The 19445-nt window shown below is 60.6% G+C and carries 19 protein-coding genes and 1 riboswitch; of the genes, 8 read left to right on the top strand and 11 right to left on the bottom strand.

Annotated features, from left to right (window positions below):
• Window positions 1–31: 31 nt before the first annotated feature.
• On the bottom strand, window positions 32–946 hold the full coding sequence (locus C4J88_RS25355; protein ID WP_124368669.1) for a LysR substrate-binding domain-containing protein: 915 nt from the start codon (window positions 944–946) through the stop codon (window positions 32–34).
• A gap of 144 nt (window positions 947–1090) precedes the next feature.
• Here C4J88_RS25355 and C4J88_RS25350 point away from each other — a divergent pair, with 144 nt between their 5' ends.
• A complete protein-coding gene (locus C4J88_RS25350) occupies window positions 1091–1708 on the top strand; it encodes a hemolysin III family protein (RefSeq protein WP_124408401.1) in 618 nt (205 codons plus the stop codon).
• A gap of 73 nt (window positions 1709–1781) precedes the next feature.
• Here C4J88_RS25350 and C4J88_RS25345 read toward each other — a convergent pair whose 3' ends face one another.
• Window positions 1782–2687 (bottom strand): LysR family transcriptional regulator, encoded by a 906-nt coding sequence (locus tag C4J88_RS25345; RefSeq protein ID WP_124408400.1) that lies wholly within the window; start codon window positions 2685–2687, stop codon window positions 1782–1784.
• 107 nt (window positions 2688–2794) lie between these two features.
• On the opposite strand from C4J88_RS25345, the gene C4J88_RS25340 reads away from it, so the two are divergent.
• From C4J88_RS25340 to C4J88_RS25330, 3 genes are read left to right on the top strand one after another with little or no spacing between them, the layout of a single operon-like run.
• Complete coding sequence (locus tag C4J88_RS25340; RefSeq protein ID WP_124408399.1) at window positions 2795–4036, top strand: D-amino acid dehydrogenase; 1242 nt, start codon at window positions 2795–2797, stop codon at window positions 4034–4036.
• A gap of 9 nt (window positions 4037–4045) precedes the next feature.
• Window positions 4046–4396, top strand: coding sequence for a RidA family protein (locus tag C4J88_RS25335; RefSeq protein ID WP_124372142.1), 351 nt, complete (start codon window positions 4046–4048; stop codon window positions 4394–4396).
• Window positions 4397–4420: 24 nt separating this feature from the next.
• A complete protein-coding gene (locus C4J88_RS25330; protein ID WP_124372141.1) occupies window positions 4421–5323 on the top strand; it encodes a transporter substrate-binding domain-containing protein in 903 nt (300 codons plus the stop codon).
• Window positions 5324–5459: 136 nt separating this feature from the next.
• Here the strand turns inward: C4J88_RS25330 and C4J88_RS25325 are convergent, their stop codons facing one another.
• Together C4J88_RS25325 and C4J88_RS25320 are read right to left on the bottom strand one after the other, a co-directional pair.
• Window positions 5460–6179, bottom strand: a complete 720-nt coding sequence (locus C4J88_RS25325) for a 16S rRNA (uracil(1498)-N(3))-methyltransferase (RefSeq protein ID WP_124408398.1) — start codon at window positions 6177–6179, stop codon at window positions 5460–5462.
• A gap of 84 nt (window positions 6180–6263) precedes the next feature.
• The gene (locus C4J88_RS25320) at window positions 6264–7670 is read right to left on the bottom strand and encodes an adenosylmethionine--8-amino-7-oxononanoate transaminase (RefSeq protein WP_124364775.1); all 1407 of its coding nucleotides are present in this window, start codon (window positions 7668–7670) and stop codon (window positions 6264–6266) included.
• Between the two features lie 271 nt (window positions 7671–7941).
• On the opposite strand from C4J88_RS25320, the gene C4J88_RS25315 reads away from it, so the two are divergent.
• Both C4J88_RS25315 and C4J88_RS25310 read left to right on the top strand, forming a co-directional pair.
• Window positions 7942–8493 (top strand): cytochrome b, encoded by a 552-nt coding sequence (locus C4J88_RS25315; RefSeq protein WP_124368663.1) that lies wholly within the window; start codon window positions 7942–7944, stop codon window positions 8491–8493.
• 32 nt (window positions 8494–8525) lie between these two features.
• The gene (locus tag C4J88_RS25310; protein ID WP_124408397.1) at window positions 8526–9125 is read left to right on the top strand and encodes a YceI family protein; all 600 of its coding nucleotides are present in this window, start codon (window positions 8526–8528) and stop codon (window positions 9123–9125) included.
• 163 nt (window positions 9126–9288) lie between these two features.
• Here the strand turns inward: C4J88_RS25310 and C4J88_RS25305 are convergent, their stop codons facing one another.
• From C4J88_RS25305 to ahcY, 5 genes are all read right to left on the bottom strand, one after another.
• A complete protein-coding gene (locus C4J88_RS25305) occupies window positions 9289–11169 on the bottom strand; it encodes a DEAD/DEAH box helicase (RefSeq protein WP_124408396.1) in 1881 nt (626 codons plus the stop codon).
• A gap of 222 nt (window positions 11170–11391) precedes the next feature.
• Window positions 11392–12195: an ABC transporter substrate-binding protein gene (locus C4J88_RS25300; protein ID WP_124368660.1), complete on the bottom strand. Its 804-nt coding sequence runs from the start codon at window positions 12193–12195 to the stop codon at window positions 11392–11394.
• Between the two features lie 63 nt (window positions 12196–12258).
• The gene (locus C4J88_RS25295; RefSeq protein WP_124408395.1) at window positions 12259–13341 is read right to left on the bottom strand and encodes a hypothetical protein; all 1083 of its coding nucleotides are present in this window, start codon (window positions 13339–13341) and stop codon (window positions 12259–12261) included.
• An 89-nt stretch (window positions 13342–13430) separates the two neighbouring features.
• Window positions 13431–14276, bottom strand: coding sequence for a methylenetetrahydrofolate reductase [NAD(P)H] (gene metF / locus C4J88_RS25290; RefSeq protein ID WP_124368658.1), 846 nt, complete (start codon window positions 14274–14276; stop codon window positions 13431–13433).
• Between the two features lie 179 nt (window positions 14277–14455).
• A complete protein-coding gene (ahcY, locus tag C4J88_RS25285; RefSeq protein WP_124364768.1) occupies window positions 14456–15865 on the bottom strand; it encodes an adenosylhomocysteinase in 1410 nt (469 codons plus the stop codon).
• A gap of 21 nt (window positions 15866–15886) precedes the next feature.
• Window positions 15887–15993, bottom strand: a riboswitch (S-adenosyl-L-homocysteine riboswitch).
• Between the two features lie 198 nt (window positions 15994–16191).
• Here ahcY and C4J88_RS25280 point away from each other — a divergent pair.
• Both C4J88_RS25280 and C4J88_RS25275 read left to right on the top strand, forming a co-directional pair.
• Window positions 16192–16596, top strand: a complete 405-nt coding sequence (locus C4J88_RS25280) for an acyl-CoA thioesterase (protein ID WP_124408394.1) — start codon at window positions 16192–16194, stop codon at window positions 16594–16596.
• Between the two features lie 144 nt (window positions 16597–16740).
• Window positions 16741–17631 (top strand): formate/nitrite transporter family protein, encoded by an 891-nt coding sequence (locus tag C4J88_RS25275; protein WP_124408393.1) that lies wholly within the window; start codon window positions 16741–16743, stop codon window positions 17629–17631.
• 18 nt (window positions 17632–17649) lie between these two features.
• Here the strand turns inward: C4J88_RS25275 and C4J88_RS25270 are convergent, their stop codons facing one another.
• Window positions 17650–18975 (bottom strand): cation:dicarboxylate symporter family transporter, encoded by a 1326-nt coding sequence (locus tag C4J88_RS25270; protein ID WP_256657829.1) that lies wholly within the window; start codon window positions 18973–18975, stop codon window positions 17650–17652.
• 34 nt (window positions 18976–19009) lie between these two features.
• A complete protein-coding gene (locus C4J88_RS25265) occupies window positions 19010–19423 on the bottom strand; it encodes a VOC family protein (RefSeq protein WP_124408392.1) in 414 nt (137 codons plus the stop codon).
• Window positions 19424–19445: the final 22 nt, after the last annotated feature.

Genomic DNA, 19445 nt, shown 5'->3' with positions numbered 1-19445 from the left:
GTGTCCCACGCGGAGCGTGGGAACGATCATCTCAAACCTGGCGATTGGCATACATCCGGCACTCCGCCAACAGCGCCAGCAAGTTCGGGTCGCGCTCCTTGGCCTTCAAGAACACCACGCCGATATGCTGCTGCAGCCGATACCTGGGCTGCAGCGGTATCAGCTTCACGCGGTTCTCATACACCGCTGCAATCCTGCCCGGCAGCAGCGCATAACCCACGCCCGAGCTGACCATGCTCAGCAGCGTAAAGATGTCGTTGACCTGCATCGCCACTTTCGGCTCGAACCCGGCCTGCTTGAACACGCGGTTGCCGTCCTGGTGGGTGGCAAAGCCTTGGGTGAGGGTGATGAAGGTTGCGTCGCGCACGTCGGCCAGGTCGATCTGCTGTTCACGGTCGAAGGGCGAGTCGGCCGGGGTGGCGAGGAAGATGTCGTCGCTGAACAGCGCAATCTGCGCGCAGTCCGGGTCGTTCGCATGGTCGTCGAGGGCGATGAGGATCGCGTCCACTTCCATGTTCTTGAGCTTGTAGAGCAGGTCGAAATTGGAGCCCAGGATCAGGTCGATATTCAGTTCGCTGCGCCTGATTTTCAGGCCCATGATCAGTTGCGGCACGGTCTTGACCGTCAATGAATACAGCGAACCCAGCTTGAATCGTTCGGCGGAAAAGCCGGCGGCTTCGCGGGTCAGGCGTACGCTGTCGACCACATCGGCCACCAGTTTCTGGGCGCGCTCTTCGAGTACATAGGCGCTTTCCAGCGGCGTGAGATTGCGCCCTTCGTGCTTGAACAACGGGCAGCGCAGGGCGTTTTCCAGCGAATGAATGGCGCGGTGCACGCTGACGTTGCTGGTTTGCAGCTCGGCGGCAGCGCGGGCCAGGTTGCCGGTGCGCATGAATGCCAGGAAGATTTCCAGCTTTTTGAGGGTGAATTCTTCGTCGATCAACATGGCCGTGGCTCTTGTTCGAATGCTCTCGATTGTGCCCGCAAATGCGCTCGGCGTCCTCGGAACGTCATAAGGCGCTTGCACTCTTATGGCGAAGGCTGGAGGCTTGCCAGCCAACCCTTATTGGTCACGGGAGGTCGGTTGCAGATGTACCACGGGGAACGATTCAACGCCTGGAGCCATTTGCTCGGTGCCGTCGCGGCGTGTATTGGCGTCGTGTGGATGTTGGTGGTGGCGAGTCTGGACGGCAGCCCCTGGAAAATTGTCAGTGTGGCGATTTATGGCTTTACGCTGATGGTGCTGTACAGCGCCTCGACGGTGTACCACAGCGTGCGCGGGCGGCGAAAAGAGATCATGCAGAAGGTCGATCACTTTTCGATCTACCTGTTGATCGCCGGCAGCTACACCCCGTTTTGCCTGGTGACGCTGCGCGGGCCGTGGGGCTGGACGCTGTTCGGGATTGTGTGGGGGCTGGCGGTGATCGGCATCCTGCAAGAGATCAAGCCACGCTCGGAGAAACGCATCCTGTCGATCGTGATCTATGCGGTGATGGGCTGGATCGTGCTGGTGGCGGTCAAGCCGCTGCTCGCCGCACTGGGTACGGCAGGGTTTACCTGGCTGGCGTCGGGCGGGGTGTTGTACACCGTCGGCATTATCTTTTTTGCTTTGGAGGATCGCCTGCGCCATTCCCATGGCATCTGGCATTTGTTCGTGATCGGCGGCAGCCTGCTGCATTTTGTGGCGATCATGCGCTACGTGCTTTGAATGTGGCCAGCACTTGTAGGGACTGACCTGCCGTCATCGGGAGCAAGCCCCCTCCCACATTGAATCTTCGGCGTCACTGGAGACGTTCCAGCAGCTCACAGGCGCGACTGCCAAAAATCTCCAGCAGCCTGGCCAGCATATGCGGCGGTGGCTCGTTGGCGCGGGTCAGCGCGTAGAGGGTGATCGGCAGCGGCGGGGTGAGCGTGCGGATGTGGGTGGTGGCCGTTGAGGCACCCAGCGCGGTGAACGGATCGATCACGGTGAGGCCGGCGCCGGATTCGACCATCGCGCGGGCCAGGGAATAGGTTTGCACCGAGATCGTCACCCGTGGCGGCGGGTCGACATTTTCCAGGTAGCTGCCCAGCTTCGCCGCCAGCGGGTCGGCGCTGGACAGGCCAATCAAAGGCGCGCCGGCCAGTTCGGCCAGCCGCAAGGGCATGTGCCGTTCAGCGTCCGACCAATAGCCTTTTGACGCCAACGCCACCAGTACACCGTTGGCCAGCACCTGGGTGGTGAGCCCCGGATGGCCGGAGAACGTGAGCGTCAACGCCAGATCGATCTCGCGCATCAACAGCTTCTGCACCAGCTCGCCGCTATGGTCGCTGGACAGCTCACAGGCGATGTCCGGGTAATCACGCTTCCATTCCAAGATTGACGGCGGCAGCAGCGACAGCGCCAACGCCGGGATCGCACCGATGCGGATGCTTTGCCCCGGTTCGCGCCGCAAGCTCTTGGCCAGGCGCCGCACACCTTGCAGGCTTGCGCTGACTTTTTCGACTTCGCTTTCCAGCGCCAGGGCTTCCGGCGTGGGCTGCAATTTGCCGCGTACCCGCAGGAACAACGCAAAGCCCAGTTGCAGTTCGGCGTGCTGCAACACTTTGGTCACCGCCGGTTGCGAGACGTGCAACAACTGCGCGGCGGCACTGATAGAGCCGGTCTGGCGGATGGCCTGGAAGATTTCGATATGACGCAAGCGCATGGCGAGTCCCATAACCTTTGTTTATAGGTGAGCCATCTTTATTCATTGTCGGTGGCCTGTCACCTGGCTCTACGCTGAGCGCTGTCAATTAACGGCGGGAGGCGGGGATGGCCAGGCAGGTTTGCATTATTGGCGGTGGGGTTATCGGCCTGGCGAGCGCTTATGCGTTGGTGCGTGCCGGCCATAGCGTGACGCTGATCGAGGCGCGCGACAGCCTGGGCAGTGAAACCAGTTACGCCAATGGCGGGCAGTTGTCCTACCGCTATGTTGCGCCGCTGGCCGACGCCGGGGTGCCGCTGCAAGCGATTGGCTGGTTACTGCGCGGTGACTCGCCGTTGAAGCTGCGCCCGCGTCTCGATCCCCAGCAATGGCGCTGGATGGCCGCCTTTATCGGCGCCTGTCGTAGTTCGGTGAACCAGCGCAATGCCGCTCACTTGCTGCGCCTGGCATCCCTGAGCCAGGACACCTTGCAGCAATGGCGCGAGGAGGACCGCCTGGACGACTTCGATTGGCGACGCAATGGCAAGCTGGTGACGTTTCGCAACGCCAATACCTTTGAACATGCCCGCAGTAAAGTGACCAATGTCCTGCAACAGCAGGTGTTGTCCGCTACCGATTGCGCGCACCTGGAGCCGGCGCTGGCCGGTGATGGTTTTGTCGGCGGGATCTACACGCCCAACGAGGAAGTAGCGGATTGTCATGCCTTTTGCCAGCAATTGGCGGCGCGGCTGGAAGCATCGGGGCGTTGCACATTTTTGTTGGGGCGCAAGGTTACCCGGATTCGTCATACCGACGGTGTGGTGCACGCCCTCCAATTGGATGATGAGGTGATGCCGGTCGAGCAACTGGTGCTGGCGGCAGGGCATCGCAGCGCTGAACTGGGCTTGCCGGGGTTGTCGCTGCCGCTGTATCCGCTCAAGGGCTATAGCCTGAGCGTGCCGATTGGCGCGCAGCACCGGGCGCCGAATGTGAGCATCACGGACTACGATCGCAAGATCGTCTACGCGCGCATCGGTGAGCAACTGCGGGTCGCGGCCATGGTGGACATTGTCGGCTTCGACGCGGGTCTTGAGCCCAAGCGCCTGGCTTTGATGAAACGCCAGGCCCTGGAGACATTTCCCAATGCCGGCGACTACGCCCACGCGGTTGAATGGGCCGGTATGCGCCCGGCCACGCCGACTGGGGTACCGCTGATTGGTGCCAGTGTCTATCGCAACCTGTGGCTGAACCTCGGTCACGGCGCCCTTGGTTTTACCTTGGCCAGCGGCAGCGCCCAACTGTTGGCTGAACTGATCAACCAACAGGTTCCTTCCATTGACATGCAGGGCCTGACGCCCCGCGCCGCTTGAGGATGCCCCATGACCATCAACCGAATCAGCAGCAACGAGCGTCTCAGTGGCGCAGTCACTTTCAAGGACTTGGTGTTCCTTTCGGGCCAGGTGCCGGGCGAAGGGCAGGACGTGATGACGCAAACCCGCGAAGTGCTGGCCAAAATCGATGCACTGTTGGCCGAGGCGGGCAGCGACAAGGATCACCTGCTGAACGCGACGATTTACCTGAAGGACATCGGCAGCGGTTTTGCGCCGATGAACGAGGTGTGGTCCGCGTGGCTGTCGCCGGGGATGGCGCCTACACGCACCACCCTGCAAGTGGAGCTGGCGCGGCCGAATGTGCTGGTGGAAATCAGCGTGATTGCTGTACGTAAATAATTCAAAGACCAACGGAGCATAACAATGAAAAGAATCCTGTTGACCGGCTGCACCCTGGGACTTTTGTTCGGCGCACAGGCCCATGGGGCCCAAGCGCCGCTGGAGGGCACCCTGGGCAAGATCGCCAACACCAAGTCCATCACCCTGGGATACCGCGATGCGTCGGTGCCGTTTTCCTACGTGGGTGATAACACTGGCAAACCCATGGGCTATTCAGTGGACCTGGCAAGCAAGATCGTCGAGCGTATCCAGCAGAAAACCGGGGTGGCCAACCTCAACGTCAAGTACACCCTGGTGACCTCACAGACCCGGATTCCGCTGGTGCAGAACGGCACCGTCGACCTGGAATGCGGCTCTACCGGGGTGACGGCTGACCGGCAGAAGCAGGTAGCATTTTCCTACGGGTTTATTTACGTGAAGGGGCAATTACTGACGGCGAAGGACAGCGGCATCAAGGGCTTTGCCGACCTTGACGGCAAGAACGTGGTCACCACCGCCGGTACCACCAACGAACGATTCCTCAAAAGCTACAACGCCGAACGCAAGGCCAATATGTTTGTCATCAGCGCCAAGGACCATGGTGAGGCGTTCAAGATGCTCGAGACCGGCCGTGCGGTAGCGTTCTACATGGATGACGCGCTGCTCTACGGCGAACGCGCCAAGGCCCGGGACCCGCACAACTGGGTGGTGGTGGGCGAGGAGCAGTCGCGGGAGATCTACAGCTGCATGGTGCGCAAGGACGATCCGCAGTTTCTTGCGGTGGTCAATGAGACGCTGGGCGACCTGTACCGCTCGGGGGAGATCAACGGGATTTACCAGCGCTGGTTTGAACAACCGATTCCGCCGAAGGGTTTGAATCTGGAGTTCCCGATGACTACGGAGTTAAAGCAGATTATCGCCAAGCCAGTCAGCGACCCGGTTGAGTAAAAAGTGGTAACCCAATCCAAATGTGGGAGGGGGCTTGCCCCCGATAGCGGTGTGTCAGTCGATACAGGTGCTGGCTGATCGACCGCTATCGGGAGCAAGCCCCCTCCCACAGTTTTGATTGGGTTTGCCAAGGGGGTTAGAAGTCGCCCCAGAGTTGTTGGGCGACGGCCAAGGCGACCACCGGTGCAGTCTCGGTGCGCAACACCCGAGGGCCGAGGCGGGCGGCGTGGAAGCCGGCGCCTTGGGCTGTGTCGACTTCGCTGTCGGTCAGTCCACCTTCAGGCCCGATCAGGAAGGCCAGGCTCGAAGGCTTGGCGTGGCTGACCATCGGCTCGGCCACCGGGTGCAGCACCAGCTTCAAATCCGCCTCGGTTTGCTTCAACCAGTCCGCCAGCAACAGCGGCGGGTGAATCACCGGCACCGTCGAGCGCCCGCATTGCTCGCACGCGCTGATCGCCACCTGGCGCCAGTGCAGCAGGCGCTTGTCGGCGCGTTCGTCCTTGAGGCGCACTTCGCAGCGCTCGCTGAAAATCGGGGTGATGGCGCTGACGCCCAGTTCGGTGGCTTTCTGGATCGCCCAGTCCATGCGCTCGCCCCTGGACAGACCTTGGCCGAGGTGGATATGCAGCGGCGATTCGGCCTGGCCTTTGAAGCTTTCCGTGAGTTGCACGCTGACGCGTTTTTTACCGACTTCCAGCAAGTTGCCGAGAAACTCCTGGCCGGAGCCGTCGAACAGTTGCACGGCGTCGCCTTCGCTCATGCGCAGCACGCGGCTGATGTAATGCGCCTGGGCTTCAGGCAATTCGTGATCGCCGAGGCTCAGCGGGGTGTCGGTGAAAAAGCGGGACAGTCTCATGTGTGTTCTCTGGAAAAGGGTGTGCAGAGCGGACGCGGAGCGTCCAGGGCTGCATTCCCACGCGGAGCGTGGGAACGATCATGGTTAACCTGGGTCGCGAAAGCCTGGGTGAAAATCCTTCGGCACGGCAACGCTGACCTTGCTGTTGGTGGCGATATCGATGCCTTCACTGGCGACTTCGGCAAGGAAATCGATCTGCTCCGGGGTAATCACATACGGCGGCAGGAAGTACACCACGCTGCCCAACGGTCGCAACAGCGCGCCGCGTTCCAGGGCGTGCTCGAACACCTTCAGGCCACGGCGTTCCTGCCAGGGGTAGGCGGTCTTGGTAGCTTTGTCCTGCACCATCTCGATGGCCAGGACCATGCCGGTCTGGCGCACTTCAGACACATGCGGATGGTCGACCAGATGCGCCGTGGCCGTGGCCATGCGCTGGGCCAAGGCCTTGTTGTTTTCGATGACGTTGTCTTCTTCGAAAATATCCAGGGTGGCCAGGGCCGCCGCGCAGGCCAGCGGGTTGCCGGTGTAGCTGTGGGAGTGCAGGAAGGCGCGCAGGGTCGGGTAGTCGTCGTAGAAGGCGTCGTACACGTCGTCGGTGGTGACCACGGCGGCCAGCGGCAGGTAGCCGCCGGTCAGGGCCTTGGACAGGCACAGGAAGTCCGGGCGGATGCCGGCCTGTTCACAGGCGAACATGCTGCCGGTGCGGCCAAAGCCCACGGCGATTTCGTCGTGGATCAGGTGCACGCCATAACGGTCACAGGCTTCGCGCAGCAGCTTGAGGTACACCGGGTGATACATGCGCATGCCACCGGCGCCCTGGATCAGCGGTTCGACGATCACGGCGGCAACGCTGTCGTGGTGCTCGGCCAGGGTCTGTTCCATGGCCTGGAACATCGTGCGCGAATGCTCTTCCCAGCTCACGCCCTCGGGGCGCAGGTAGCAGTCCGGGCTCGGCACTTTGAGGGTGTCGAGCAACAATGCCTTGTAGGTCTCGGTAAACAGCGGCACGTCGCCCACCGACATCGCCGCGATGGTTTCACCGTGGTAGCTGTTGGTCAGGGTGACGAAGCGCTTCTTGTTCGGCAGACCACGGTTGAGCCAGTAGTGAAAGCTCATTTTCAGCGCGACTTCGATACACGATGAGCCGTTATCGGCGTAGAAGCAGCGCGTCAGGCCTTCGGGGGTCATCGCCACCAGGCGCTCGGACAGCTCGATCACCGGCTGATGGCTGAAGCCGGCGAGGATCACGTGTTCCAACTGGTCGACCTGATCCTTGATGCGCTGGTTGATGCGCGGGTTGGCGTGGCCGAACACGTTGACCCACCAGGAACTGACGGCATCGAGGTAGCGCTTGCCTTCGAAGTCTTCCAGCCATACGCCTTCACCGCGCTTGATCGGGACCAGTGGCAGTTGCTGGTGGTCTTTCATCTGGGTGCAGGGATGCCACAGCACCGCGAGGTCGCGTTGCATCCACTGGTTGTTCAAGCCCATCGGTGATCTCCTCGAAGCGGTCCCGCAACCTGCGCGGGCGAAACAATCGCGCAAGCCTATGCAATGGTGGCGTGGGTCACAAGCCATTGTGGGAAATTCGCGGTAAATGCAGGACGGTCTGTCACGTTTCTTGGGAATAGTCTTAATCCCTTGTTAATTTATGATGCATAGCCTTCAGATCGCATTTCTCGATATTTCAAAGCGAAATTTTTCGCTTTAATTCGATAGGTAAAGCGCTAGTCTTGGGCACAGTTCTTACGGGATTAAGTTCATGCAGTTACGCAATTCATCGGCCCGCTATGGCTGGGTCAGCATGGTTTTGCACTGGGGCGTGGCCTTGGTGGTATTTGGATTGTTCGCCCTGGGCCTGTGGATGGTCGGTCTCGATTACTACAGTGCCTGGCGCAAAGACGCGCCGGACCTGCACAAGAGCATTGGCATCACGCTCTTCGCCATCATGCTGGTACGTATCGTCTGGCGCCTGGTCAGCCCGCCGCCCGCACCGCTGGCCAGCTACAGCCGGCTGACCCGCCTCGGCGCCGCGTTTGGTCACGCGTTCCTGTATGTGGGGCTGTTTGCCGTGATGATTGCCGGTTACCTGATTTCCACCGCAGACGGTGTCGGTATCCCGGTGTTTGGCCTGTTTGAGATTCCTGCCGTGGTTTCCGGGCTACCGGACCAGGCAGACACCGCCGGCGTGGTGCACCTGTACCTCGCCTGGGTGTTGGTGGTCTTCGCCGGCTTGCATGGCGTGGCTGCGCTGAAACACCACTTTATCGATCGTGATGTGACCCTTAAGCGAATGCTGGGGCGCAAAGCCTGATGTTCAACCTCGACTCACAAGGAATAGAAAACATGTTGAAAAAGACTCTCGCCGCTCTGGCTATCGGTACCGCCCTGCTGTCTGCAGGTCAGGTGATGGCTGCTGACTATGTGATCGACAAGGAAGGCCAGCACGCCTTCGTCGATTTCAAGATCAGCCACCTGGGCTATAGCTACATCACCGGTACGTTCAAGGACTTGGACGGAAAGTTCAGCTTTGACGCAGCCAAGCCTGAAGACGCCAAGATCGAAGTTAACGTGCGTACCGCCAGCGTATTCTCCAATCACGCCGAACGTGACAAACACGTCAATACCAAGGACTTCTTGGAGTCGGGCAAATTCCCGGACGCCAAGTTCGTCTCCACCAGCGTCAAGCCAACCGGCAAAAATGCTGATGGCAAGCTGACTGCCGATGTGACCGGGGACCTGACGTTCCACGGCGTGACCAAGCCTATCCTGGTCAAGGCCACTTTCCTCGGCGAAGGTAAGGACCCATGGGGCGGCTACCGTGCCGGCTTTGAAGGCACTACCAACATCAGCCGCAAGGAGTTCAACAAGGACGGCATGGACGTAGGTCCACAGTCCGACAACGTTCAGCTTTACATCACGTTTGAAGGTGTGAAAGCGAAGTAATGCTTCGTATGTAGGAGCGAGCTTGCTCGCGAAAAACGCATAAGCGCCGCGTGCATTCAGAATGCACGCGTTATCGTTAACGTTCTTCGCGAGCAAGCTCGCTCCTACAGTTTTAAAGCAAAAAAAGCCCCGCATCTTTCGAAGCGGGGCTTTTTTTTTAAAACTAGCGGTTGCGGGTCAGCAGCGCTGGTTTTTCACCACGAGGACGGCCAGGCAGTTGATCCAACTGCTCGGGTGTCGGGAAGCGATCCGCTTTCGACTCCTTGTGGATGATCTTCGGTGCCGGGCCACCGCGCGGGTTTTGCACGGCTGGCTCGGACAGCGGCTGCTCGTCACGGGCTGGGCGGCGGTTGTTGCTGCGCGAGTCTTCGCGGCGCGCCTGGCCGTCACGCGGTGCGCCGTTGCGCGGGCCGCTGCGTTTGGCCGGTGGGGTGCCGGTGGTGCCGCCGCTGCTGTTGCGCGGACCGTTCTGGCGCGCGCCCTGTGGCTGACCACCCCGTGGAGCGGCTGCGCCTGCGCCTTGTGCCGGGGCACCTGGGCGACGGCCACGACCTTGGGCCGGCTTGGCTTGTGGCACGTAGTCAACGCGGTTACCGAAGTTATCCACATCGTCGTCGAGGAATTCGTCCGGGGCACGGTCGGATGCGGCGCGTGGAGGCTGGCTCGGCTGGCGCTGTTCGCGGGCCGGGGTACCTTCACGGGGCTTCTGCTCGCGGGCCGGGCGTTCGCCACGGCTGCTGGTCGCAGTTTTTTCCTTGCCCTTGTCCTTGCCCTTGTCGCGACGGCCACCACCGCCACCGCCACCGTTCGGGCCATCGCCCTTCGGACCGCGTGGGTTGCGGGGGTTGCGCACGTCCGGACGCTCGCGCGCTTCAGGCTTTTCGGCCTCCACGGCGCTGGAATCGAAGCCCATCAGGTCGCCGTCGGCGATTTTCTGCTTGGTCATGCGCTCGATGCTTTTCAGCAGCTTCTCTTCGTCCGGTGCGACCAGGGAAATGGCCTCGCCCGAACGACCGGCACGCCCGGTACGGCCGATACGGTGCACGTAGTCTTCGTCGACGTTCGGCAGCTCGAAGTTGACCACATGGGGCAACTGGTCGATATCCAGGCCGCGCGCGGCGATATCGGTGGCGACCAGGATGCGCACACTGCCGGCCTTGAAGTCGGCCAGGGCTTTGGTGCGCGCGTTCTGGCTCTTGTTACCGTGGATGGCGACGGCGGTGAGGCCGTGCTTGTCCAAGTACTCGGCCAGGCGGTTGGCGCCGTGCTTGGTGCGGGTAAACACCAGCACCTGTTCCCAGGCACCGTGGGTAATCAGGTGCGCGAGCAGCGAGCGCTTGTGGCTGGCGGCCAGGCGGAACACGCGTTGCTCGATACGCTCGACCGTGGTGTTGGGCGGCGTGACTTCGATGCGTTCCGGGTTGTGCAGCAACTTGCCGGCCAGGGCGGTGATGTCCTGGGAGAACGTTGCCGAGAACAGCAGGTTCTGACGTTTGGCCGGCAGGCGGGCGAGGACCTTCTTCACGTCATGGACAAAGCCCATGTCGAGCATGCGGTCGGCTTCGTCCAGCACGAGGATTTCCACGTGAGACAAGTCGACGCTGCCTTGGCCGCACAGGTCGAGCAAACGACCCGGGCAGGCCACCAGCACGTCAACACCACGGGACATGGCCTGAACCTGGGGGTTCATGCCGACGCCGCCGAAGATACAGGCGCTGACGAACTTCAGGTCGCGGGCGTACAGCTTGAAGCTGTCGTGCACCTGGGCGGCGAGTTCGCGGGTAGGGGTCAGGACCAGTACGCGCGGTTGGCGCGGGCCGTGACGCTGGGATTTGTCCGGGTGACCGTTGGGGAACAACCGCTCCAGAATCGGGAGGGCGAAACCACCGGTTTTACCGGTACCTGTCTGCGCCGCAACCATCAGGTCGCGACCTTGCAACACGGCGGGAATGGCCCGCTGTTGCACCGGAGTAGGCTCGGTATAGCCCGCTGCCTCGATGGCGCGGACTAAAGCCTCGGAGAGACCGAGGGAAGCAAAGGACATGAGTAATCCTGTTTTAGTTAGGGCTTGGCCCAGAGGGATAATCTTGCCGGGCGTGAATGGCGCTTAGGGGAGCGTAATCCCGTCCGGTCCTGCTGCGTCTGGCGGGCACTCCACCGGCTCGCGCGGGCTGCAAAGCTGCGCTGTAGCGGGGTTGGGTGCCTTTTTCAAGACCTCAGCGGCCGGGCGTAAGCCTGGCGGAAAGGCCGGAGTATAACAGAGCAATCACTGCGCGCTGCTTTCCTGCTGCTCAACGGTGTATTCGGAGGCGCTGATGGGCGCCGTTTGCGCCTGGATACCGCCATATTTGGCGCTCAAGGCGGCGTAGGCCGGCTCTTGCTTGAAGCGCCTGAGCTCAGCGGCAAAGCGCTGGACCAGCAAATCCATGCCCGCGCCACGGCGTACGGCGAGAAACTGCTGCTGGCGGCTGACCACCAGCGGCGCCTGGCTGACCTTGTCTTCCAGGCCCAATTGCTTGATCACGTGCTGCCCCACGCGACGGTCAGTGACCACCATATCGATGCGCCCCAGCATCAGCTTGCCGAAGTTGGCCTCATGGCTGGGGGCGGGTTCACGGGCAAAGGTGGCGGACGCGCCGAAGGCTTCGCCATACAGGTAACCGGGAGAGATGCCCACGCTCAGGCCGCGCAGATCGTCGAGGGTTTCGGCGGGGTGCGGACGCTCATTGGCGTAGAACAGCACGAATTCGACCGTCGACAAGGGTTCGCTGGGGTAGAGCAGCAAGGCGTCGCGCTCGTGGCTGTGGAAAATATCCAGCGCGCCGTCAGCGTGGCCTTGGTCGAGCATCGCCAGGCAACGTTTCCAAGGCAGGAACTGCCATTGCACATCCACGCCGAGGCGCTGGAACACGATCACCGTGGTTTCGTAGTCCAGGCCACGCATGCTGCCGTTGTCGTCGTAGACGTAGGGCGCCCATGGTTCGGTGACAATGCGCAGTTTCTCGCCATAAGCGGCCAGGCTCAGGCAAGTGAAAAGCGCAGCGATCAACAACTTGAAAATGACGGGCATTCCCTGAGGTTACGACGCTACCAAGATAAAGAGAAGCTCTGGCACGCGCGTTGGCGCCGAGTCTCAGTTTACTGGCGCGTCCATCAGGTGAGCGTGGATCGCGGCACGCCGCTCGCCGAGGATCAGGCGCACCACCGGGTTGGCGAACCAGCGTTCGAGCTGGTGCGCGTCAATCGGGCGTTGCTGGCGCTCTTCCTGGTTCTGTCGGGCCTTGTCCCACCAAACGGGGCCGCAGGCCTGGTCGAACTCGTTTTCGTGTTCATAGCAACCGTAGAGGATTTCACGGATGAACTGCTGCTGGTGCTTGGGCAGCAACAGGGTAATCAGCTTGTACAGCGTGCGCTGCAAACGCGGCGGGCGCGGCAAGTGGGCGGACACTTGACGTGTGTCGGCCAGGGCCAGCGCACTGGTGGGCGCAGCGGCGTGCTTGGCGATCCAGGCCTTGACCTTGGCCCGGAACAGCTGCTTGCGGCTCCAGTAATGGTGGATCAGGTCCGGGCACTCGCGCACGTTGACGGTGCGGTAGGCGGCGATGGACAGGCAGAACTCTTCCAGTGTGTAGGCACCCTGGGCATGGGGAAACAGTTCGTCCATCAACTCGATCGAACGGTCGAGGATATGCGCGTCCTGCTGGGTCAGGCCCATCACGCCGGAGTTGAGGGTCATCATGTCATCGTCGGCCACACCCATCTCCAACAGGCGCTGGCGCAGGGCGGTGTAGAGGATGCTTTCGTGGTTATCGCCGTACTTGGTGTAGAAGGCGTTACACAGCAAGGTGCCCGGCTGCACACGCTCGAACAGCGTCAGGGGGGAACGGTGGAAAAACGTGTCGGTGTCGATCAGCAACGCTACCGGCGACTCTTGCAACACCTGGCGCAGCACAACGTGCTTGGTGCGAAAGTGATAACCGTGGGGTTCACTCCAGCGCTTGCGGGTCGCCTCGTCCAGCGGGCGTACACGCACCGGCAGCAGGCGATAGGGTTCGGGGTTGTCGCTGAAGACCTGGATATCCACGGCCGCATCAGGGGTGTCCTGCAGGAAAGCCAATGCGCTGGCAATGCTGAATACCGCTTCCTGGTGGTAGGTCTCGGCGCCGAAGACGAGGTAGACCAGCTGCGGACGGGAAGAGGAAGGCACTGTATTCATGGACTGCGGGGTTCCTGAGCACTTAAAACGACAAATGTGAAGCGACAAAGGCCCTCGTGAACGAGGGCCTTGGCACAACCGGGCAAGCCTTAGCGTGGCAGCTTGAGGTTGTTCCAGATGGCAAGGCTGGGTTCAGCCTGGTTCAGGGTATAGAAGTGCAACCCTGGCGCACCACCTTGCAACAATTGCTCACACATCTCGGTGATGACCTGCTCGCCGAATGCCTGGATGCTTTTGACGTCGTCGCCATAGGCTTCCAGTTGCTTGCGCACCCAGCGTGGGATCTCGGCACCGCAGGCGTCGGAGAAGCGCGCCAGCTTGCTGTAGTTGGTGATCGGCATGATGCCCGGCACGATCGGGATGTTCACACCCATGGCGCGTACACGCTCGACGAAGTAGAAGTAGCTGTCGGCGTTGAAGAAGTACTGGGTGATCGCGCTATTGGCGCCAGCGTTGGCCTTGCGTACGAAGTTCTTGAGATCGTCTTCGAAATTGCGCGCCTGGGGGTGCATCTCCGGATAAGCGGCTACTTCGATGTGAAAGTGATCGCCGCTTTCTTCGCGGATGAAGCTCACCAGGTCATTGGCGTAGCGCAGCTCACCGCTGGCCATGCCCATGCCGGAGGGCAGGTCGCCACGCAGGGCGACGATGCGCTTGATGCCGGCGGCTTTGTATTGGGTCAGCAGGCCGCGCAGGTCGGCTTTGCTATCGCCCACGCACGACAAGTGCGGAGCGGCAGGAACTTTGACTTCACTTTCGAGCTGCAGCACGGTGTTGATCGTGCGGTCACGGGTCGAACCGCCGGCGCCGTAGGTGCAGGAAAAGAAGTCGGGCTGGTAGCTGGCCAACTGTTTGGCAGTGGCCATCAGTTTTTCATGCCCAGCATCGGTCTTGGTCGGGAAGAACTCGAAGCTGTAGCGACGGTCTTGGGACATGGTCATACCCTTGGAAACTCATAAAACCGGGAGATGTACACGGTCAATGTGGGAGGGGGCTTGCCCCCGATAGCGGAGTGTCAGTGAGTAAATATATCGACTGACCCACCGCCATCGGGAGCAAGCCCCCTCCCACATTAAAGCCCGCTCCCCCACAGGGAGAGCAGGCAGCAGGCATATCAGTAGCGGTAAGCGTGCGGCTTGAACGGACCTTCAACGGTCACGCCGATGTAGTCGGCCTGGGTCTTGGTCAGTTGGGTCACCACGCCGCCGAAGCCGCGGACCATTTCCAGGGCCACTTCTTCGTCGAGTTTCTTCGGCAGTACTTCCACGGTCAGGCGCTCGGCTTTCTGGGCAGGCGACAGGTCGGCGTACTTCTGTTGGAACAGGAAGATCTGCGCCAGTACCTGGTTGGCGAACGAGCCGTCCATGATGCGGCTTGGGTGGCCGGTCGCGTTACCCAGGTTCACCAGACGGCCTTCGGCCAGCAGGATCAGGTAGTCGTCGTTCTGCGGGTCGAAATCGCCCGAGCCGGTACGGTGAACCTTGTGCACCTGTGGCTTCACTTCTTCCCATGCCCAGTTCTTGCGCATGAAAGCGGTGTCGATCTCGTTATCGAAGTGGCCGATGTTGCAGACCACTGCGCGTTTCTTCAGCGCCTTGAGCATGTTCGCGTCGCAGACATTCACGTTACCAGTGGTGGTCACGATCAGGTCGATCTTGCCCAGCAGCGCCTTGTCGATGCTCGCTTCGGTGCCGTCGTTGATGCCGTCGATGAACGGCGAAACCACTTCGAAACCGTCCATGCAGGCTTGCATGGCGCAGATCGGGTCAACTTCGGAGACCTTGACGATCATGCCTTCCTGACGCAGGGACTGGGACGAACCCTTGCCCACGTCGCCGTAACCGATCACCAGGGCTTGCTTGCCCGACAGCAGGTGGTCGGTGCCGCGCTTGATGGCGTCGTTGAGGCTGTGACGGCAGCCGTACTTGTTGTCGTTCTTGCTCTTGGTCACCGAGTCGTTGACGTTGATGGCCGGAATTTTCAGCTCGCCCTTGGCCAGCATGTCCAACAGGCGGTGTACGCCGGTGGTGGTTTCTTCGGTCACGCCGTGGACGCGGTCGAGGATCTGCGGGTATTTCTTGTGCAGCAGCTCGGTCAGGTCGCCGCCGTCGTCGAGGATCATGTTGGCATCCCATGGCGCGCCATCCTTGAGGATGGTTTGCTCCAGGCACCACTCGTACTCGGCCTCGGTTTCGCCTTTCCAGGCGAACACCGGAATACCGGCGGCGGCGATAGCGGCAGCGGCCTGGTCTTGAGTCGAGAAAATATTGCAGGACGACCAACGTACTTCGGCACCCAGGGCAACCAGGGTTTCGATCAGCACGGCAGTCTGGATGGTCATGTGGATGCAGCCGAGAATCTTCGCACCCTTGAGTGGCTGCTCAGCGGCGTACTTGCGACGCAGGCCCATCAAGGCTGGCATTTCGGATTCGGCGATAAAGGTTTCGCGACGGCCCCAGGCGGCGAGGGACATGTCGGCGACTTTGTAGTCGTTGAATTCTGCAGGCGTAATTACAGCGCTCATGAAGAGCCTCCATTCGTAGTGTGCGAATGGGCGCCGTTGTGCGTTTAGTATCAAGCCAGGTGAGCCAGGCCAGACAACGCCCCATCCGAGCCTGACAGGTTGAACCTGCTGCAGCGCCCCTCGGACAGGTGGCGGGAGAACGGTATCAACTGAAGATGACCGTTTTGAAGCGGAGGCGATTATAGCCGTGTACGCGGCACTTCCCAAGCCTTTCTGTCGGCGACATGAAGATCGCTCATGGGGTTGATAGGCAATGGCTCATAGAGCTTGGGCCCGGGCTCTGCCATGATATTGGCCATCATTGGGCAACACGCTTTGGAGTGACCATGAACTTCCACACCCGCAAATGGGTAAAACCCGAAGACCTCAACCCCAACGGCACCCTGTTCGGCGGCAGCCTGCTGCGCTGGATCGACGAAGAAGCGGCGATCTATGCGATCGTGCAACTGGGTAACCAGCGCGTGGTGACCAAGTACATCTCCGAAATCAACTTCGTCAGCGCCTCGCGCCAGGGTGACATCATCGAACTGGGCATCACCGCAACCGAGTTCGGCCGCACCTCCATCACCCTGACCTGTGAAGTGCGTAACAAAATCACGCGCAAAAGCATCCTGACCGTGGAGAAAATGGTCTTCGTCAACCTCGGTGAAGACGGGCTGCCAGCGCCTCACGGCCGCACCGAAATCAAGTACGTGAAGGATCAGTTTGAGGGCGACAGTCTTTCCGAGTAACAGCGTGGCGGTGTAAATACTGTCTTCAAGAATCCGATGGAGTTGGGTCAAGGCCTGGAGGATTGCGCTTTAGTTGCCTGGCCACTGAACAGCCACCGTGGCGGCGTGTCGTAGCTACACGCCCCCCTTGGACACCGGAACATCATGGCCACCGACGAAGCAGGCAAAACCCCCAACCTGTCCCACGAAGAGCAGCAGGACGTAGACAAGAACCAGCCGCCCCGCGCCGCGGTGCTGCATGAAATCATCCGTACCCAGGGCGACCAGGAGCTGGAGCGCAACGTCGCGGCGTTGTGGTGGTCTGCCTTGGCTGCCGGGTTGACCATGGGGCTGTCGCTGATGGCCATGGGCTTGCTCAACTCGCGCTTGCCGGACGGCGAAGCGTTCAAGGTCATCGCCAGCTTTGGTTATTGCGCGGGGTTCCTGGCGGTGATCCTCGCGCGCCAGCAACTGTTTACCGAAAACACCCTCACTGCCGTGTTGCCGGTGATGAGCAAACCGACCCTGGCCAATGCCGGGCGCCTGTTGCGGCTCTGGACGGTGGTGCTGGTGGGCAACCTGTGCGGGACCTTGCTGGTGGCTTATGTGATGTTGCACCTGCCGATCTTCGATGCAAAGACCGACCTGGCCTTCCTCGAAATCGGGCGCAAGGTCATGGAGAATGACAGCGGCCAGATGTTCGCCAAGGGCATCGTCTCCGGCTGGATGATCGCCACCATGGTGTGGATGATCCCGTCGATGGAAAGCGCCAAGATGTTCATCATTATTGTGATCACCTACCTCATGGCGCTGGGGGACTTTACCCACATCGTAGTGGGTTCGGCGGAAGTGTCCTACCTGGTGTTTGCCGGCGAACTGTCCTGGCATGACTTCTGGCTGATATTTGCCGGCCCGACCCTGGCCGGCAATATCATCGGTGGCAGCTTCATCTTTGCGCTGATCAGCCATGCGCAGATTCGTAGCGAAGGCAAGGTGCTTTCCGGGGCTCACGTCGGCGCAGCGGAGCAGCGTCCTCAAAGCAAGGAAAAGCAATGATGCAGCCCCGCACAAGGCTCAAATGCGAGCTTTGCGGGGCGTTCCGGGAACCTTCAGGCCTTGGTCCGGTACGTCGGCGAGATTGGCCGCAGGCGTGCTGTCAGGTGCCTTCAATTGGTCTTCCCACCGAGCAATTACCAGCGGCGCCAACGCGTTGCCCAGCACATTCAATGCCGTGACTGGCATATCCATCAGGCGATAAACGCCGGCAATGATCGCCACGCCCTCTACGGGAAGTCCCGCTGCAGTCAACGTCGCGGTAAGGATGATAAACATGAAGCCTGGCACGCCCGCTGCGCCCTTCGACGTCAACACCATGATCAATATCAGCATCCCCTGATCGGCCAGGCTCAAGTCGATGCCATACGCTTGGGCGATGAACAACGTGCCCAGTGCAGCGAACAGCGATGCGCCATCCAGGTTGAACGAGTAGCCCAACGGGATCACCATGCTGGTAATAGGGCGTGGCGCGCCGTAGCGCTCCATCTTCTCGATCAATTGAGGCATCACCGTCGCTGAGGCGGCACTGCTATAGGCCAGCAGCAATTCACTGCGTATTTCTCGCACCAAATGGAAAAAACCGACACCCACCAATCGAGCGACTGCACCCAATATGCACAGGGCAAATAACAGCACTGCGACATAAGTCGTGCCGATCAGCTTGGCCAACGGCAGCAGGGCACTGAGGCCAAAGCTGGCGACGGTGACCGCTATCAGCCCGAAAATGCCTATCGGCGAGTAGTGCATTACCAGATGGGTGACTTTGAACATGGTGTCTGAGACGCCCTGCATCACACTGATCAGAGGAGCCTTGCGCTGCTCAGGCAACATAGACAAGGCGCAGCCGAACAGGATGGCGAAAAACAGCACCGACAGTAGCTTGCCCTGCGACATGGCCAACACGATGTTATCCGGCACGATCGCCAATAGCGTCTGGCCCAGATTCTGCGTTGTGCTGTTGGCAGCCAGCCCTGTTACGGGTGTTGGCAAAGTGCTGCCGAATTCCGCGCCCGAGCCGGGCGCGACGACATTACCCACAATCAGGCCGAAGACGATTGCAATACTGGTGATCGTGAAGAAATAAACGAGGGTCTTCACGCCGACACGTCCCAAGGCGGCGGGATTTCCCATGCCGGCAATGCCGACCGTCATGCAGGCGAAGACCAGCGGCACGACGATCATCTTCATCAGCTTGATAAACAGGTCGCCTGCCGGTTGCAGCAGGTTGTCAATGAACCAGGACTTATGTTCGGGAAACTGGTTAAGAAGGATACCGACGATTATTCCGGCTGCCAGGCCGATCATAATCCGGGTGACGAGGCTGGTTGGTTTTTTGGTGTTCATGCAGGTGACCCTTATTGTTGTAGTTGTCAGGGGTTTATTGAGCGAACAGTCCAGCGAAGTCCTTGAAGCCTTTCACTTCGATGGGATTGCCGCTGGGGTCGAGAAAAAACATCGTGCGCTGTTCGCCCGGTTCGCCGGCGAAACGAACCACCGGCGGGATCTCGAAGGGCATGCTCATTTGAGTGAGACGCTCGGCCAACACCAGCCACTCCTCCAGCGGTAACACCACACCGAGGTGCGGCATCAGCACATGATGCTCCCCCACCAGGCCGGTACGCGTCGTGGGGAAGGGCGTGCCCAGGTGCAGTGAAAGCTGGTTGCCGAAAAAATCGAAGTCGATCCAGGTCTCGCTGCTGCGGCCTTCTGCGCAGCCCAAAACATCTCGATAAAAAATGCGCGCCTTGTTTAAGTCATAAACATGGTATGCAGCGTGGAAGGGTCTGTTCATGAGCGGAATCTCTGTAGGGGGA

The organism is Pseudomonas sp. R4-39-08 (genome assembly GCF_003852275.1).
GTDB lineage: Bacteria > Pseudomonadota > Gammaproteobacteria > Pseudomonadales > Pseudomonadaceae > Aquipseudomonas.
The sequence above is the reverse complement of the archived record's forward strand: the minus strand, read 5'-3'. Positions and strand labels throughout refer to the sequence as shown.

Bases quoted from the DNA above. Each gene is read 5' to 3' on its own strand.
- C4J88_RS25320 (WP_124364775.1), bottom strand. From the start codon at position 7,670: ATGGGCTTGAACAACCAGTGGATGCAACGCGACCTCGCGGTGCTGTGG.
- C4J88_RS25340 (WP_124408399.1), top strand. From the start codon at position 2,795: ATGGCCAGGCAGGTTTGCATTATTGGCGGTGGGGTTATCGGCCTGGCG.
- C4J88_RS25305 (WP_124408396.1), bottom strand. From the start codon at position 11,169: ATGTCCTTTGCTTCCCTCGGTCTCTCCGAGGCTTTAGTCCGCGCCATC.
- C4J88_RS25335 (WP_124372142.1), top strand. From the start codon at position 4,046: ATGACCATCAACCGAATCAGCAGCAACGAGCGTCTCAGTGGCGCAGTC.
- C4J88_RS25330 (WP_124372141.1), top strand. From the start codon at position 4,421: ATGAAAAGAATCCTGTTGACCGGCTGCACCCTGGGACTTTTGTTCGGC.
- C4J88_RS25315 (WP_124368663.1), top strand. From the start codon at position 7,942: ATGCAGTTACGCAATTCATCGGCCCGCTATGGCTGGGTCAGCATGGTT.
- C4J88_RS25325 (WP_124408398.1), bottom strand. From the start codon at position 6,179: ATGAGACTGTCCCGCTTTTTCACCGACACCCCGCTGAGCCTCGGCGAT.
- C4J88_RS25270 (WP_256657829.1), bottom strand. From the start codon at position 18,975: ATGAACACCAAAAAACCAACCAGCCTCGTCACCCGGATTATGATCGGC.
- C4J88_RS25295 (WP_124408395.1), bottom strand. From the start codon at position 13,341: ATGAATACAGTGCCTTCCTCTTCCCGTCCGCAGCTGGTCTACCTCGTC.
- C4J88_RS25350 (WP_124408401.1), top strand. From the start codon at position 1,091: ATGTACCACGGGGAACGATTCAACGCCTGGAGCCATTTGCTCGGTGCC.
- C4J88_RS25275 (WP_124408393.1), top strand. From the start codon at position 16,741: ATGGCCACCGACGAAGCAGGCAAAACCCCCAACCTGTCCCACGAAGAG.
- C4J88_RS25355 (WP_124368669.1), bottom strand. From the start codon at position 946: ATGTTGATCGACGAAGAATTCACCCTCAAAAAGCTGGAAATCTTCCTG.
- metF (WP_124368658.1), bottom strand. From the start codon at position 14,276: ATGTCCCAAGACCGTCGCTACAGCTTCGAGTTCTTCCCGACCAAGACC.
- C4J88_RS25310 (WP_124408397.1), top strand. From the start codon at position 8,526: ATGTTGAAAAAGACTCTCGCCGCTCTGGCTATCGGTACCGCCCTGCTG.
- C4J88_RS25265 (WP_124408392.1), bottom strand. From the start codon at position 19,423: ATGAACAGACCCTTCCACGCTGCATACCATGTTTATGACTTAAACAAG.
- ahcY (WP_124364768.1), bottom strand. From the start codon at position 15,865: ATGAGCGCTGTAATTACGCCTGCAGAATTCAACGACTACAAAGTCGCC.
- C4J88_RS25280 (WP_124408394.1), top strand. From the start codon at position 16,192: ATGAACTTCCACACCCGCAAATGGGTAAAACCCGAAGACCTCAACCCC.
- C4J88_RS25345 (WP_124408400.1), bottom strand. From the start codon at position 2,687: ATGCGCTTGCGTCATATCGAAATCTTCCAGGCCATCCGCCAGACCGGC.
- C4J88_RS25300 (WP_124368660.1), bottom strand. From the start codon at position 12,195: ATGCCCGTCATTTTCAAGTTGTTGATCGCTGCGCTTTTCACTTGCCTG.